The 15,000-nt window shown below is 62.5% G+C and carries 13 protein-coding genes; 6 read left to right on the forward strand and 7 right to left on the reverse strand.

Going from position 1 to position 15,000, the window contains the following annotated elements; translation table 11 throughout:
• Nucleotides 1–4: 4 nt before the first annotated feature.
• The 7 genes from PVW27_RS13180 to PVW27_RS13210 all read right to left on the reverse strand — a co-directional run bounded on the left by PVW27_RS13180 (nt 5) and on the right by PVW27_RS13210 (nt 8,732).
• Nucleotides 5–1,429 carry an NAD-dependent succinate-semialdehyde dehydrogenase gene (locus PVW27_RS13180; protein ID WP_274558400.1) on the reverse strand — a complete coding sequence of 475 codons (1,425 nt, stop codon included), beginning with the start codon at nt 1,427–1,429 and terminating at the stop codon, nt 5–7.
• 16 nt (nt 1,430–1,445) lie between these two features.
• A complete protein-coding gene (locus PVW27_RS13185; protein WP_274558402.1) occupies nt 1,446–2,750 on the reverse strand; it encodes a biotin/lipoyl-containing protein in 1,305 nt (434 codons plus the stop codon).
• The gene (locus tag PVW27_RS13190) at nt 2,740–3,735 is read right to left on the reverse strand and encodes an alpha-ketoacid dehydrogenase subunit beta (protein ID WP_274558404.1); all 996 of its coding nucleotides are present in this window, start codon (nt 3,733–3,735) and stop codon (nt 2,740–2,742) included. The genes PVW27_RS13185 and PVW27_RS13190 overlap by 11 nt, the downstream gene beginning before the upstream one ends.
• A 12-nt stretch (nt 3,736–3,747) precedes the next feature.
• Complete coding sequence (locus PVW27_RS13195) at nt 3,748–4,728, reverse strand: thiamine pyrophosphate-dependent dehydrogenase E1 component subunit alpha (protein WP_274558406.1); 981 nt, start codon at nt 4,726–4,728, stop codon at nt 3,748–3,750.
• A 53-nt stretch (nt 4,729–4,781) separates the two neighbouring features.
• Nucleotides 4,782–6,080 carry a M24 family metallopeptidase gene (locus PVW27_RS13200; RefSeq protein ID WP_274558408.1) on the reverse strand — a complete coding sequence of 433 codons (1,299 nt, stop codon included), beginning with the start codon at nt 6,078–6,080 and terminating at the stop codon, nt 4,782–4,784.
• A 65-nt stretch (nt 6,081–6,145) separates the two neighbouring features.
• A complete protein-coding gene (locus tag PVW27_RS13205; protein WP_274558410.1) occupies nt 6,146–6,955 on the reverse strand; it encodes an SDR family NAD(P)-dependent oxidoreductase in 810 nt (269 codons plus the stop codon).
• A 10-nt stretch (nt 6,956–6,965) separates the two neighbouring features.
• Complete coding sequence (locus PVW27_RS13210; protein WP_274558412.1) at nt 6,966–8,732, reverse strand: extracellular solute-binding protein; 1,767 nt, start codon at nt 8,730–8,732, stop codon at nt 6,966–6,968.
• Between the two features lie 273 nt (nt 8,733–9,005).
• Here PVW27_RS13210 and PVW27_RS13215 point away from each other — a divergent pair, with 273 nt between their 5' ends.
• The 6 genes from PVW27_RS13215 to PVW27_RS13240 all read left to right on the forward strand — a co-directional run bounded on the left by PVW27_RS13215 (nt 9,006) and on the right by PVW27_RS13240 (nt 14,992).
• Nucleotides 9,006–9,956: a sugar ABC transporter substrate-binding protein gene (locus tag PVW27_RS13215; protein WP_274558413.1), complete on the forward strand. Its 951-nt coding sequence runs from the start codon at nt 9,006–9,008 to the stop codon at nt 9,954–9,956.
• Between the two features lie 81 nt (nt 9,957–10,037).
• The gene (locus PVW27_RS13220) at nt 10,038–10,835 is read left to right on the forward strand and encodes an SDR family oxidoreductase (protein ID WP_274558415.1); all 798 of its coding nucleotides are present in this window, start codon (nt 10,038–10,040) and stop codon (nt 10,833–10,835) included.
• 33 nt (nt 10,836–10,868) lie between these two features.
• Nucleotides 10,869–11,843 (forward strand): ABC transporter permease, encoded by a 975-nt coding sequence (locus tag PVW27_RS13225; RefSeq protein WP_274558417.1) that lies wholly within the window; start codon nt 10,869–10,871, stop codon nt 11,841–11,843.
• A gap of 13 nt (nt 11,844–11,856) precedes the next feature.
• Nucleotides 11,857–12,858 carry an ABC transporter permease gene (locus PVW27_RS13230; RefSeq protein WP_274558418.1) on the forward strand — a complete coding sequence of 334 codons (1,002 nt, stop codon included), beginning with the start codon at nt 11,857–11,859 and terminating at the stop codon, nt 12,856–12,858.
• Nucleotides 12,855–14,396 carry a sugar ABC transporter ATP-binding protein gene (locus PVW27_RS13235; protein WP_274558420.1) on the forward strand — a complete coding sequence of 514 codons (1,542 nt, stop codon included), beginning with the start codon at nt 12,855–12,857 and terminating at the stop codon, nt 14,394–14,396. Before PVW27_RS13230 ends, PVW27_RS13235 begins: the two co-directional genes overlap by 4 nt.
• Before the next feature lie 92 nt (nt 14,397–14,488).
• Entirely contained in the window at nt 14,489–14,992 is a 504-nt protein-coding gene (locus tag PVW27_RS13240) for a hypothetical protein (RefSeq protein WP_274558422.1), read from the forward strand.
• Nucleotides 14,993–15,000: the final 8 nt, after the last annotated feature.

The raw sequence follows: 15,000 nt of genomic DNA on the forward strand, positions 1-15,000 counted from the left end.
CCCCTTACCAGCTTGCCGCAATGTATTGCGTTTCCATGAATTCAAGCATGCCTTCATGCCCGCCTTCACGACCAAGGCCGGATTGCTTGGTGCCACCGAACGGGGCGGCGGGGTCGCTGACCAGCCCCCGGTTCAGGCCGACCATGCCGTAATCCAGCTTTTCGCAGACCTGTAGCGCGCGTTTGAAATCACCCGAAAAGACATAGGCGACCAACCCATATTCGGTGGCATTGGCGCGGGTGATCACCTCGGCCTGATCCGTAAAGGTCTGGATTGCGGCGACGGGGCCGAAAATCTCGTCATGCACGCAGTCTGCGTCCTCGGACACGTTGGACAGGACCGTGGGCGGGTAGAAGAAGCCCGGACCATCGAACACGGTGCCGCCACATTCGACGCGTGCCCCCTTGGCCACGGCATCGGCCACGAAGGCGGCGACCTTGTCGCGGGTGTCGGCATTGACCAAGGGACCCACATCGACGGAGGGATCGGTGCCGTCGCCCACCTTGAGGGCGGACATGCGCGCGGTCAGGCGTTTGGTGAAATCTGCCGCAATGCCCTCGTGCACATAGATTCGGTTCGCGGCGGTGCAAGCCTCGCCCAGATTGCGCATCTTGGCCAGCATCGTGCCCTCGATGGCGGTGTCCATATCGGCATCTTCGAACACGATCACAGGGGCGTTGCCGCCCAGTTCCATGGCCGGTTTCAAGACCTGATCGGCGGCTGATTTCAGCAGCTTGCGGCCCACGCCGGTTGAACCCGTGAAGCTGACGACGCGCACGCGCGGATCATGCAGCATGTGATCGACCAACGCGCCTGTCTTGCGCGAGGGCAGCACGTTGACCAGTCCGGGCGGCACGCCTGCTTCCTCCAACAGCGGCATCAGCGCCAGCATGGTCAGCGGCGTCTCGGACGCGGGTTTGATGATCACCCCGCAACCCGCAGCCAAAGCGGGCGCAATTTTGCGCGTGCCCATCGCGGCGGGATAGTTCCAGGGCGTGATCAGCACGGCCAGCCCGGCGGGTTTGTGCTGCACCATGATCCGGGCACCGCTGGCGGGGGCATGGGTGATCAGACCGTCGGCACGCACGGCCTCTTCCGCGAACCAGCGGAAGAATTCGGCGGCATAGGCCGCCTCGCCGCGCGCATCCGCCCCGGCCTTGCCGTTTTCCAGCGTGATCAGATGGGCGAAGTGATCCAGCTTGGCCGTCATCAACTCCCATGCGCGGCGCAGCACTTCGGAGCGGTGACGCGGTGTCTGCGCGGCCCAGTCCTTCATCGCCGCCTCTGCCGCGTCCAGCGCGGCATCCGCATCCGCGATATCGGCCGATGCGACCGAGGCGATGACCTGTTCGGTCGCGGGGTTGATGACGTCAAAACGCTCAGCCGTCTTGTGCCATGTGCCGTTGATATAGAGATCGGTGTAATCCATGTCGGTCCCCCGGGGGTCAGAGCAGGTGGCGAAGCGGTTGCTCCATCCGTCCTGCGAATGCGGAAAGTAGGGCGATGGCGGCGGGCGCGGGCATCTGGTCGGCGCTGCATTCCAGCGTGAGGATCAGGCCCACGTGGCCGGACATCACCGTGATCACAGGCGCGTCCCCGGCCCCCGCCGCAACCGACCGCAAGGCCGTGTCGCGCAGATCGCGCAGGATAAGGTCGGGGCTGTCATCGCTGCGGGTGATGGCCGACAACGCCCGGTCGGGCGGGATGGCAAAACCGCGTGAGTGTCCATGACGCTCGATGGCGATGGTGCCGGGCTGCGACAGGCTTGCCCCGGCCAGTCCAGCCAGCACGGCGTCCCGATCGGTCAGGCCATGGGAGGCCGCCGCCCATTCAGCGAAGGCGGTGAAACCGTCTGTTGCGATCTCGGCTGTCAGGCGGATCGGGGCGGCAGTCACTGTGGCTGTGGCGGGTATCCTGGCTGGCAGATTTGCCAGAACATCAAGATCACGTACATGAAACGGCTGTGGATGGCCCGCTTCCACAAGGCGGTGCAGGTCCAGCCCCCGCTCAAGCGCCAGACGCCGCACCTTGGGCGAGGCAAGGATACGGCCTGTCGGGCTTTGCATCGGTGGCTGCTTTGGCGCGGGCTGCTCCTTCGCCCTTGCGGGCGGCGTCGCGGCGGGTGCAGGGGGGGCTTTCGCTGCGCTTGGCGCGGGGGTGGAATTGGCGCGGCGCGCGGTGGTGGTGGCGGGTTTGTCTGCGCTGATGATGGCGAGGGTGGCCCCCACCGGCACATCCTCGCCCGGTTCGGCCAGGGTGGCGGCCAGATAGCCATCCATGCCTGCGGGCACTTCCATCGTGCTTTTGTCGGTCTCGACCTCGAACAGGATGTCGTCGGCGGCGACCTTGTCGCCCAGGTCCTTGGTCCAGCTGACCAGAAGGCCGCTGTCCTGCGCCATGCCAAGCTGGGGCATGGTGACGGGCTGACCCTTGGGCAGATCATCCGCATGGTCAGGCGCGGGGGCTGAAACAGAGGCAGGGGTAGGGGCAGGCGCGGGGCTGTCGTCTTCGGCACTGTCCGAGATGCGGGCAATGACAGCACCCACAGGCACATCCTCGCCCTCGGCGGCGGTGATCCCGGTCAGGAAGCCGCTCGCCTGCGCCTCGACCTCCATCGTGGCCTTGTCGGTTTCCACCTCGAACAGGGCATCGCCCTTGGCCACGGGATCGCCCGCCGCCTTGAGCCAGGCCACGATCTTGCCCGCATCCTGCGCCATGCCAAGCTGGGGCATTGTCACATCATGCGGCATGGATCAGCTCCCCCGCGCAAAGCTTGCGGGCATTGGCGGCGACACCTTCCGGCGTGGGCACGGTGACATCCTCCAGCGCGGGCGAGAAGGGGACGGGCACATCCATCGCCCCCATCCGCAGGACCGGCGCATCGAGGTGATAGAACGCCTTCTCGTTCAGGCGGCTCGCGATTTCGGCGGTGATCCCATAGCTTTGATGCCCTTCGTCAATGACGATGGCGCGGCTGGTCTTGCGCACGCTTTCAAGCAGCGTCGCCTCGTCCAGCGGCACGATGGTGCGCGGGTCGATCACCTCGGCTGAAATGCCCTCGGCAGCCAGCAGTTCCGCCGCCTTTTCCGCCACTTGCACCATCGAGGATGTGGCGATCAGGGTGATATCCGTCCCCTCGCGCTTGATATTGGCGACGCCGAAGGGGATGAGATACTCCTCCTCGGGCACGGGTGCCTTGTCCTGATACATCAGTTTGTCTTCGAAGATCACGACCGGGTTGTTGTCGCGGATCGCGGTCTTCATCAGGCCCTTGGCCTCATAGGCCGAAGATGGCATGGCCACCTTCAGCCCCGGAATATGGGCCACCAACGCCTGCAAGGATTGCGAATGCTGCGCGGCCGAGCGGCGGGTGGCGCCCATATTGGTGCGCAAGACCAAAGGCACGTTCAGCTTGCCGCCGGACATGTAATGGATCTTGGCGGCCTGATTGCACAACTGATCCATCACCAGAAAGATGAAATCGCCGAACATCAGATCGACGATGGGGCGGGCCCCCGTCATCGCGGCCCCGACGGCCAGCCCCATGAAACCGGGTTCCGAAATCGGCGTGTCGATGACGCGCTGCGTGCCGAACTCCTCGACCAGACCGGACAGCACCTTGAAGGGGGTGCCCGCTTCGGCCACATCCTCGCCCAGCAGGAAAACCGTCGGATCGCGGCGCATTTCTTCGGCGATGGCCTCGTTCACGGCCTGGGATAGGGTGATCTCTCTCATGATAGGCTCTCCTCAGGCGGCGTAAACATGCATGTCCACTTCGGACACATCGGGATAGGGGGCGGCTTCGGCATAGGCGACGGCCTCGGCGGCATCCTTTTCAACTTCCGCATTCATCGCCTCGATCTCCTCCTCGGAGGCGATGCCCTGTTCGACCAGCCATGACCGGAAGCGGATGATCGGATCGCGATTTTCCTTCCAGTCCTTCTCCTCGTCCTTGGAGCGGTAATAGGCGCGGTTGATGTCGCCGACATGGTGGCCATGATAGCGGTAGGTTTCCAACTCGATGAAGAACGGACCCTCGCCCTTGCGGCAACGTGCGACCAGTTTCTGGGTCAGCTCGTTCACGGCCAGAACATCCTGACCGTCGATCCGATGCGCTTCGATCCCGAAGGCCTCGGCCCGCGCGGTGATGGAACCTGCGGCGATTTCCTCGGTCTTGGTATATTCGGAATAGCCGTTGTTTTCGCAGGCATAGATCACGGGCAGTTTCCAGAGCGCCGCCATGTTCATCACCTCATAAAGCAGGCCCTGCGCCGTGGCCCCGTCGCCGAAGAAACAGACGGTCACATCATCCTGCCCCATCAGCTTGGCGCGCAGGGCCGAACCGGTGGCGATCCCCATGGACCCGCCGACGATGGCATTGGCCCCCAGATTGCCATGGCTTTGGTCGGCGATATGCATCGACCCACCCTTGCCCCGGCAATAGCCTTCGGCCTTGCCCAGCAATTCGCAGAACATCTGTTTGAAATCGGCCCCTTTGGCCACGCAATGCCCATGCCCACGATGGGTCGAGGTGATGCGGTCATCATCCGTCAGCGCCTCGCAGATGCCTACGGCCACGGCTTCCTCGCCGGAATACATATGCGTCAGGCCAGGCATCTTGGCCGACAGGTAAAGCTGGTTCGCGTTATCCTCGAACGTGCGGATGCGGACCATCTGGCGATACATGCGCAGGTAATCTGCGGAATTGGTCTGTTTGGCGGGGCTCATGGCAATATCCTTTGCGGGAAGTGACCCGGCGGCCTGCGCCGGGCCGGGTCCTGTCAGTAGCGGTTGGCAATCGGCAGTTCTTCCGCAGGGAAGAGGCTGATCACCTCGCAGCCGGTTTCGGTCACGACCACCTCTTCCTCGATCCTTGCGGCGGAATAGCCATCCGTGGCGGGGCAGTAGGTTTCCAGCGCAAAGACCATGCCGGTCTTGATCTCCATCGGGTGATCCATGCTGATCGCGCGGCTGATGATGGGCCGTTCGTGCAGCGCAAGGCCCAAGCCATGCCCGAATTGCAGGCCAAAGGCCTGATCCTCATTGGCAAAGCCAAGGCTTTCGGCGGTCGGCCAGACGGCGGCGACCTTGTCCGTGGTGACACCCGGCTTGATCATCGCGATCGAGGCGTCGATCCATTCGCGTGCCTTGGTATAGGCATCCGTTTGCGACGGCGTCGCACGGCCCACGTTGAAGGTCCGGTAGTAGCAGGTCCGGTACCCCTGATAGCTTTGCAGGATGTCGAAGAAGGCCTGATCGCCCGGCCGGATCAGCCGGTCGGTGAAGTTATGCGGATGCGGATTGCAGCGTTCGCCGGAAATGGCGTTGATCGCCTCGACATCGTCCGAGCCCATCTCGTAGAGCATCTTGTTGGACAGGGCGACAATGTCATTCTCGCGCACACCGGGTTTCAGCTCTTCATAGATCATGTGATAGACGCCATCGACCATGGCGGCCGCCTGCGTCAGAAGCTGGATCTCGTCCCAGTTCTTGATCTCGCGCGCGGCCAGCATGATCTGCTGGCCATCGACGACGTTGATCCCTTCCTCGCGCAGGGCGTGGAACATCGCCGTTTCGGCGTAATCCACACCCACCGGCATATCGGCCATGCCCGCATCGCGGATCAGCCCGGCAATCTGCTTGGCGTATTTCTGCATCAGGCCGAATTCGGGCGGGATCGTGCCGCGCATCCCGACGACACCGGCCAAGCAATGATCGGGTTCCAGCCAATCGGCATGCCGCTTGTGATGCATCGCCGCCGAGCCGAAATCCCAGACATAGGGGCTGTCATCGCCCGTCAGCAGGCAGAAGCGGCACATCTTGTCCCGCTCCCATTCGCCGATCTTGGTCGCAGATACATAGCGGATGTTGTTGACATCAAACAGCAAGAGCGTGCCCGCGTTCGAGGCCTGCAACGCCTGCCGCGTGCGGGCCAGACGATAGCGGCGCAGGCGGTCGTGATCGATGCGGCGTTCGAAATCCACTGTGGTATGGCCCCAGGCGGGCAGGCGTTCGCGCCATTCCCAGTTGGGTTCCAGATCTTGCGGCGTCAGCAGGTTCGGCATCAGGGCGCGTGACATAAGTTCCTCCTCCAGATGCGGGGATGCCGCACCTCTTTATGTTAGTTTTTCAGTGGTTTAGTGGCTTACTGGATGCACCAGCCGCCATCGATGTGGATCATCTGGCCGGTCATGTAGTCGCTGTCGTCGCTGGCCAGGAAAGACGCCGTGCCGACGATATCGCGCGGATAGGACACGCGTTTGATCTGAAGCGCGTCGCGCACGATGTCGTCATAGGCCTGACCTTCGCGTTCCTTGAACCCGATCTCGACCAGATCCTTGTCCAGCTGCTCCCACAGCGGGGTGACGACCACGCCGGGTGCATAGCCGTTGACGGTGATGTTATGTTCGGCCAGTCCGATGGCCCCGCAATGGGTCAGCGCCAGACAGCCGTATTTCGACGTGCAATAGACCGTCACATCCACCAAAGGCTTGCGCGACGCGATGGAGCCCACGTTGATCAGCTTGTAGGTATGCCCCTCCATCGGTCCTTGGGCGATCATCTGGCGCGCGGTTTCCTGCATGCCCAGCCACATGGCCTTGGTGTTGACGTTCATGATCATGTCCCAGTTGTCCTCGTCGATATCCATGAAGAACCGGGGTTTGTTCAGGCCCGCATTGAACAGGCCCACATTGATCGACCCGAAGGCCTCGACCGTGGCGGCGACGGCGGCGGCATTGTCCGCGCGCTGGGTCACGTCCATCCGCACCGCAATGGCCTTGCCGTTGCCTGCGGCGTTGATCCTTGCGGCGACGGTCTGCGCCTCGTCCAGATCCAGATCGCCGATGCAGACATTGGCGCCCTGACTGGCAAAGGCTTCCGCATTGGCAGCACCCATGCCGCGCGCGGCACCGGTGATCAGGATGTTCTTACCCTTGAGGCGGTTCGGGTCCATGGTGTCCTCCCTAAGTGACCTTGTGTCGTAAAATCTCTTCGGCGCGCGCCTGCACCCGCGCCAAAGCCTCGCGCGGGGTGACAATCCCGCGCAGCATGTCGTGCAGTTCCAGCCCGCACAGGCGGATGATGTCCGAAATCTGCGGAATCGGCGGGCGCGGCCAGAATTGCAGCTCGTCGCGCCATGACATCTGATCGACCAATTCGAAGATCGGCGACAGACGCCGCACCTCGGGATCGGCCCCCACGGAATAGCGCGGTGCCGTGCGGCTGCCGTTCTGGGCATAAAGTTTCTGTGCGCCGGGCGAGGTGAAGGCGACAAGTGCCTCGACCGCGTCATCCAGCCGTTCCTCGGCCAGATTGGACGGAATGCACAGGACGTAGCCGCCCACCGGTGCAATCGGCGCGCCCTCTGGCCCATGCGGATGCGGCAGATAGCCCGTGTTGCCATGGGCGGGGCAGCCTTCATCCAGCTCGAAATAGGGGGCCAGCAGGGTATAGCCGTAGGCCATCGCCACATGCCCGGCACCATAGGGCCGGACCCGCTCGAACCAGGACATCGACAGGATGTCGGGGGGCGAGAATTTCAGCAGCTCCATCAGGTAATCCGCTGCCGCATGTGCGCGGTCCGTGTCCAGCATGGGCCGGAATGTCTGACCTGCCAGACGATCGGCGTCATAGCCGCCCGCAATTTCGGGAATGTCGATGATCGGCTGACCAAAGGCCGCGCAGGTCATCATGAACGTGTGTCCCAGCGCGGTGCCGCGCGCAGCGTTCCACGCCACGCCATAGCGCCCCCGCCGGGGATTGTGGAAATGGCGTGCCGCCGCGATCACCGCCGCGGTGGTGGTGGGCGGTTCCAGACCTTCGGCAGCGAACAGATCCTTGCGGTAGAACATCAGTTCGGGCGTCGTCTGGCTGGGCACACCGTAAGGCCTGCCGCCCCAATGCGCGGCCCGCCAGCCTGCGGTGTGGAAATCGGCCGGATCAAGCCGCGAGACATCCATGACCTCGTCCAGCGGGCGGATCACACCTCTGTCCGCGAATTCACCGACCCAGGGCAGGTCAACGGCGATCAGATCGTAGCGGCTTTTGGGACGCTCGGCATTGCGCAACGCCTCTTCATACAGACGGTCGATCGAAAAGGCGCGCTGGTGAATATCAGTGCCCACGATCTGTTCGAACTGGCGCTTCAACCCTTCCATGACCATGAAGGTCGGATCGCCATGCACCAGAATACGCAATCCGCCCGGCAGCTTGAGCGGCTGCGGCAGGGCACTTGGCGGGGCGATGGTCGCCTGACCGGGCTGATAGGACCCGCCGAAGTAATAGTCCTCGGTGTCAGAGCCTGTCTCCAGACCGCCAAAAGAACTGCGGATCAGCCGGTCGATCCGGTCCGCCATCTGGTTGAAGCTGTCCAGAAGGCCGGGGCTGGGATGCAGGGAGAACGACTTGCCGCTGCGTGTGCGGGGCCGCCGCTCGACCAGACCCGCCTCCTGGATCTCGGCCAGTTTGCGGGTGGCTGTCGCATAGGGCACGCCAGCGGCCGAAACCATCGCCGAGGGCGAGACCATCCGCCCCTCGGCGTGGTTGCGCAGCAGGTGCAGGATCATGTTCAGATGCGGGTTGGGCGTGTTCGGGTCGATGGTGCTGTCCAGTTCGACCGACAGGTCGAACAGGAATTGCACCACGCGCTCCAGTTCGGGACTGGTGGCCATTGTGGACAGGTTCGCGGCCCCGGAGGGCACGAATTGTCCATAACGATCATTTCCTGTCATGCCGTGTTGCATCTTGCCTAACCGGACGGGGGCGCTTGCGCCGCGTCGCTTGCCGTTCATTCAGTTCCCCTCTCAGGCTGACCATTTTGATATCCAGTCAGTATCGCAAAAAAATCCAATTTGGATATTGGAAAGTCCAAAATGGATAAAAACGAGGCGTCAATACCTGGGGGAATCACGCTGGATAAGGGGGCGTTTGCGTCGGTTCGAGACACCGAAGGCTGGGAGGTCGCCTGCAAACGTGACAAGATAATTGATGGGAGGAACCAGAGAATGAAAGTTACACTGAAGGCCGCGCTGGTCTGCACGACAGCCATGTTCGCAACCGCAGCCGCCGCCGAGACCATGACGATCGGCATCACGCAGAACAATGTCGGCGTGGACAGCTATCAGACGACCTATGAACGTGCGTTCATCGCCGCCGCCGAAGCCAATCCCGATGTTGAGGCCGTGGTCCTGGATGCTGGCGGCGATGTGGCCCGCCAGATCGCGCAGATGGAGGACCTGATCCAGCAGGAAGTTGATGCCATCATCATCTGGCCCACCAATGGCGAGGCCGTGATCCCCGCCGTCCGCAAGGCGCATAATGCCGGTATTCCCGTGATCGTGACCAATTCGAACATCGCCGAGCAGGGCTTTGACTTCGTCGCCTCCTTCTCGGGGCCGGACAACATCACGCAAGGCGCCCGCGCCGCCGAGATCATGTGCGACAAGTTCAAGGACATGGGCATCGAGGCCGAGGCCCGCGTGGTGCAGATCTCTGGCCAGCCCGGCTATACCACCGCGATTGAACGGCAAAAGGGCTTTGACGACCGCCTGCCCGAGGTGTGCCCCAATGTGACGCTGGTGGAAACGCAGCCCGGCGACTGGAACCGCGAGAAATCGCAGCAGGTGATGGAAGCCTTCCTTGTCAAATACGACGATATCGACGGCGTCTACGCGGGCGACGACAACATGGGCGTGGGCGCGCTGAATGCGGCCAAGGCGGCGGGACGCGAGGGGATCATCTTCGTGGGTGCCACCAATTTCGCCGTTGGCTATGATGCGATGGCTGCGGGCGATTACTGGGGCTCGATCTACCAGTCGCCGGTGGACGATGCCGAAGCCGCACTCAAGACCGCGATCGACATCCTGAACGGCGAGGAACTGCCGTTCCTGAATTACTTCGATACGCCCAAGATCACCCAGGACAACATGGACGAGTTCACCAAACCCGTCTTCTGATCTCCTCCCGGGATGCGTGGGGCTGTGATGCCCCGCGCGTTTCCCCCTTTTCAGAACTTTGCGAATCTACGGAGGAACAGGATGTCACGTGTTGCGGGACGTTGCTGTATAGTGACCGGCGCTGCTCAGGGGATCGGCCGCGCCATCGGCGAAGCGCTGCTGGACGAGGGCGCGCATGTCTGTTTTGCCGATATCAACGCCGACAAGGTGGCCGCCGTTGCCAAGGCAAATGCCGCGCGGGCCGCAGCGGGCGGGGCGCAGGTGACGCATGCCGCCGTCGATGTGACCGACCGGGCGCAGGTGCGCCAGATGATCGCGCATACGGTATCCACCTTTGGCAGGCTGGATGTGATGTTCAACAATGCGGGCGTCAACAAGCCGATGAACTTCCTCGACGTGACCGAGGAGAACTGGAATTTCATCATGGGAATCAACGGGCTGGGGTGCATGATCGGCATGCAGGAAGCGGCCCGTCAGATGATTGAGCAGGGCGGCGGCGGCAAGATCGTCAACACCGCCAGCGTGGCCAGCCGTCAAGGCTTTGACAATGTGGCCCCCTATTGCGCCAGCAAATGGGCCGTGGTCTCGCTGACCCAGTCGGGTGCGCGCGATCTGGCCAAGCATGACATCACGGTGACGGGTTTTGCCCCCGGCGTGGTCGCTACAGAAATGTGGGAACAGGTCGATCAGGACCTGATGGGGATAGGCGCGGCGACGCGTCCCGGTCAGGCGATGGAGGAGTTCTCGGCCCAGATCCTGCGTGGACGCGTGGCCAAACCCGCCGATATCACCGGAACAACGACCTTTCTTGCGTCGCGGGACAGTGACTACATGACCGGGCAGATCATCATGATCGACGGAGGAATGACTCTGGTGTAGCGGCCAAGACCGGCACCGAGGGGGGAGAATGACATGGCAGGAATGACGAAACAGGGGATCGGCAGTATCCTTGCGAAACAAGGCATCCTGATTGCCTTCGCGATCTTCATGATCGGCTTTGCGCTGGCCAATCAGCGCTTCATCGCCATCGACAACATATCCGGCGTGATCCGGTCATCCGCCATTCTGGGTGTGATGGCGCTGGGGGTCACCTTCGTCGTGATCGGCGGTAATTTCGATCTGTCGGTCGGGTCGATGATGTCCTTTTCGACCATCGTGGTGCTGGACCTGCATGACAAGCTTGGCCCCGCGCTGGCCATACCCGCCATGTTCGCCATGACCATGGCGCTGGGGGCCTTCATCGGGTTTCTGGTCGGATACATGAAGCTGAATTCGCTGATCGTGACTTTGGGCATGCTGTCGGCGATCCACGGGCTGACCCTGACTTGGTCAGGGGGCAAGAACATGGATATCGCGGACAAGGCGGGAACCTGGTTCTCGGTCTTCGGGCAGGGCCGGATTCTGGGCGTGCCGGTGCCCATCCTGATCTTCTTGGGTCTCGCCATCATTCTGGGCATCGTGCTGGCCCGAACCCCCTTCGGGCGCAAGGTCTATGCCGTGGGGGGCAACGGGCAGGCCGCAACGTTCTCGGGCATTCCGCGTGCGCGCATCGTGTTCCTGACCTATGTGCTGTCGGCCTTCTGCGTGGCGGTGGCGGGGCTGTTGCAGGCCAGCCGCAGCCTTGGCAGCCAGAACACGGTCGGGCAGGGGATGGAACTTCAGGTGCTGGCCGCCGTCATTCTGGGCGGTGCGTCGCTGATGGGCGGGTCCGGCACGATCTTCAAGACCGTGATCGGCGTTCTGATCCTTGGCTTTATCCAGAATGGACTGCTGCTGATGGGGCTGGCCTTCTATGTCCAGTATGTCGTGACCTGGGGGATCATCATCCTGGCCGTCTGGCTGGACGTCGCAGCGAAGCGGGGCCGTCTGTGGTCCCCCACCGCGTGAAGGAGAGCAGCAGATGACACGCGCACGCTACAGGGATGCCCTGAAACACGGGGCGATCTGGGCCTTCATCCTGGTCGAACTGGCGTTCTTTTCGATTGCTGGTGAGTATCTGTCGGTCTCGGACAAAGCGTTCATGGATTTCGACAACATGCTGCTGTTGCTCAAGCAATCCGCCCCGATCGGGATCATCGCGCTGGGCATGACGATCATCATGATCAACGGCAATATCGACCTGAGCGTCGGGGCCACCTATGCGCTGTCGGCCATCGTGCTCTTGGACAGCATGACATGGCCCGCCCTTCAGGCGATGGGCGACTGGGCCATCCCGCTGGCCTGGGGGCTGGCGCTGCTGACGGGCGCCGTTCTGGGCGCGATCAACGGGCTGATCGTGTGGAAAACGGGCGTCGATGCCTTCATCGTCACGCTGGGCTCCATGCTGGGCTATCGCGGGCTGGTCTTCATGATCAATGGCGAGCAGCCGACAAGCCATCTGAACTGGACTCTGGTGGACTTTGCCGAGGCGCAGTTTCTGGGCCTGCATACCGCCACATGGTTCCTGCTGCTCACGGCGCTGGCGCTGTGGCTGATGATGACCCGGACCGTGCATGGCCGGAACGCCTATGCGATCGGCAACAACCGTGAAGCGGCGGTGAATGCAGGCATACGGGTCGGGCCACACATGATGTGGAACTTCGTCCTGATCGGCTTTCTGGCCGCCTTGTCCGCGGTTGTGTTCTATTCCGAAAGCGGCTCGGTCAACCCCAATGACGGGATGCTGTTCGAGCTTTGGGCCATCACGGCGGTCGTTCTGGGTGGCACCAAACTGACCGGCGGTTATGGCTCGATCATCTCGACCCTTGGCGGCGTCATCGCGATCCAGCTGCTGCGCAAGGGTCTGGGCCATATCGGGGCGGCCACCGAAACCGTCAATCTGGTGATCGGCCTGATCCTGATCGCCGTGCTGTTGCTGGACCGCCAGTTGAACCGCAAGGGCAAGGAGGAGTTGAAGATATGACCGGGATCATCCCTGTTCTGCGGCTGGAAGGCATCGTCAAGACCTTCCCCGGCGTCCGCGCGTTGGACGATGTGTCCTTCAGCGTCCTGCCCGGCGAGGTGCATGCCCTGATGGGCGAGAATGGCGCAGGAAAATCCACGCTGATGAAGGTTCTGGGCGGTATTCACCAACCGGACGAGGGCCAGATCCTGATCGGCGAAGAGCCTACGGTCATGACTTCTCCCATGCAGGCCAAGGCCAAAGGGGTGGTTTTCATCCATCAGGAACTCAGCCTGGCGGATGAACTGAGCGTGGCCGAGAATATCTTTCTGGGCGAACTGCCCTTGAAACGCTTTGGCCGGGTGGACTGGCAAAAGCTCGATGCCGATACGGACGCGATCCTGAACACCCTGAATGTGGGCTTTGACGCCAGAACGCGCGTCGGTGACCTGTCGATTGCCAATCAGCAAATGGTCGAGATCGGCCGCGCCCTGACGGTGGACCCGCGCGCCGTGATTTTCGACGAGCCGACAGCCTCGCTGACCGATGCCGAAAAGGTTGTGCTGTTCAAGGTGATTGCCGACCTTCAGGCCAAGGGGGTGGGGATCATCTATATCTCGCACCGGATGGAGGAGATCTTCAGGATCACGGACCGCATCACCGTCCTGCGCGACGGTCAGTATCGCGGCACGCTCACCACATCCCAGACCAACGAGGATGAGGTGACGCAACTGATGATCGGGCGCAGCCTCGACCTGTCCCGCAATACCAGCCATCACGCGCTGGGCGATGTGGCGCTCGAGGTGCGCGGACTCGGCTGTGGCGCGCTGTTTCAGGACGTCAGTTTCGCCCTGCGCCAAGGTGAGGTTCTGGGCTTCTACGGTCTTGTCGGGGCAGGGCGGACAGAGATCGCCGAAACCCTGTTCGGGCTGCGGACCCCGTCGGCGGGTCAGATCCTTCTCAACGGTGAAGCGGTGCGGATCTCCTCGCCGATCGACGCCATCCGTCACGGCATTTCCCTGGTCCCGGAGGACCGCAAGAACCAGGGCCTCGTGCTGGGCATGAACTGCCGGGACAACATGACCTTGCCGCAGGTGGATGATCTGACCGCCGGCCCCTTTGTCAGCGATGGCGCGGAGATCGCGATCTTCGATCAGTATCGCGACAAGCTGGATATCCGGACACCGGGCTGGCGCCAGATCGTCGGAAACCTCTCGGGTGGCAACCAGCAGAAGATCGTGATCGGCAAATGGCTGTCGATGCGCCCGCAGGTCCTGATCGTGGACGAACCCACGCGCGGGATTGATGTCGGCTCGAAATCCGAGATCCACAACCTGATCCGCGCTCTGGCCGCGCAGGGCTATGCAGTGATCGTCATCAGTTCGGAAATGCCCGAAGTGCTGCATGTGTCTGACCGGATCATCGCCATGTTCGCGGGGCGCGTGATGCGCGAATTCACCTCGGACGAAGTGACCGAGGACAATCTGATCCAGGCCATTTCCGGTATCGGAGACGGCAAAGTCATGAAAGAGCCCGTGTCAGGTCAGATGCACGGATAGCCAGAACGCAAAATCGGGCCCACCCGGATGCCCGCCTCAAAATTTTCTTAATGACACTTTACCTTGGGCCTCATCCAAGGAGGATACGACACATGAACACACTCAAGAAGCTCGCATTGACTCTGGTGACGTCGACGGCATTGGCCGTTCCGTTGGCGATCGGTGGTTTCGATCTGTCTGTTGATCCTGTGCACGCAAAAGCCGGCGGCGGTGGCGGCGGCGGAGGCGGCGGCGGCAATGGTGGTGGTGGCGGCAATGGCGGTGGCAACGGTGGCGGTGGGGGTGGTAACGGTGGCGCTGCGGCCGGCACCTCCAGCGATAGCGGTGTCGCCGGAAACCCCGGCAACGGCAAGGGCGTCGGGAACGCGGGCGAGGCTCCGAACGGGCAGGTCGGCGCCTGGGGGGGCGGTTCCCGCGGCATGTCTGACGGCGACAAGGGCGTGGCTGAGGACGCAGACGATGCCGAAGCGGATGATGTCGCGTCAGAGACCGATGACACATCCACCGAAGATGAAACCACCGGGGATACTTCAGGCAGTGACACTGCCGAGGATGTCGCGGACGAAGGCTATACTGCTCAGGGTGCAGACGCCTGAAGACAGGC

The organism is Seohaeicola sp. 4SK31 (genome assembly GCF_028802875.1).
GTDB lineage: Bacteria > Pseudomonadota > Alphaproteobacteria > Rhodobacterales > Rhodobacteraceae > Seohaeicola.

What these genes read in the sequence shown, in the direction of transcription:
- PVW27_RS13195 (WP_274558406.1), bottom strand. Translation starts at nt 4,728, where the DNA reads ATGAGCCCCGCCAAACAGACCAATTCCGCAGATTACCTGCGCATGTAT.
- PVW27_RS13220 (WP_274558415.1), top strand. Translation starts at nt 10,038, where the DNA reads ATGTCACGTGTTGCGGGACGTTGCTGTATAGTGACCGGCGCTGCTCAG.
- PVW27_RS13180 (WP_274558400.1), bottom strand. Translation starts at nt 1,429, where the DNA reads ATGGATTACACCGATCTCTATATCAACGGCACATGGCACAAGACGGCT.
- PVW27_RS13205 (WP_274558410.1), bottom strand. Translation starts at nt 6,955, where the DNA reads ATGGACCCGAACCGCCTCAAGGGTAAGAACATCCTGATCACCGGTGCC.
- PVW27_RS13225 (WP_274558417.1), top strand. Translation starts at nt 10,869, where the DNA reads ATGGCAGGAATGACGAAACAGGGGATCGGCAGTATCCTTGCGAAACAA.
- PVW27_RS13230 (WP_274558418.1), top strand. Translation starts at nt 11,857, where the DNA reads ATGACACGCGCACGCTACAGGGATGCCCTGAAACACGGGGCGATCTGG.
- PVW27_RS13235 (WP_274558420.1), top strand. Translation starts at nt 12,855, where the DNA reads ATGACCGGGATCATCCCTGTTCTGCGGCTGGAAGGCATCGTCAAGACC.
- PVW27_RS13185 (WP_274558402.1), bottom strand. Translation starts at nt 2,750, where the DNA reads ATGCCGCATGATGTGACAATGCCCCAGCTTGGCATGGCGCAGGATGCG.
- PVW27_RS13210 (WP_274558412.1), bottom strand. Translation starts at nt 8,732, where the DNA reads ATGACAGGAAATGATCGTTATGGACAATTCGTGCCCTCCGGGGCCGCG.
- PVW27_RS13200 (WP_274558408.1), bottom strand. Translation starts at nt 6,080, where the DNA reads ATGTCACGCGCCCTGATGCCGAACCTGCTGACGCCGCAAGATCTGGAA.
- PVW27_RS13240 (WP_274558422.1), top strand. Translation starts at nt 14,489, where the DNA reads ATGAACACACTCAAGAAGCTCGCATTGACTCTGGTGACGTCGACGGCA.
- PVW27_RS13215 (WP_274558413.1), top strand. Translation starts at nt 9,006, where the DNA reads ATGAAAGTTACACTGAAGGCCGCGCTGGTCTGCACGACAGCCATGTTC.
- PVW27_RS13190 (WP_274558404.1), bottom strand. Translation starts at nt 3,735, where the DNA reads ATGAGAGAGATCACCCTATCCCAGGCCGTGAACGAGGCCATCGCCGAA.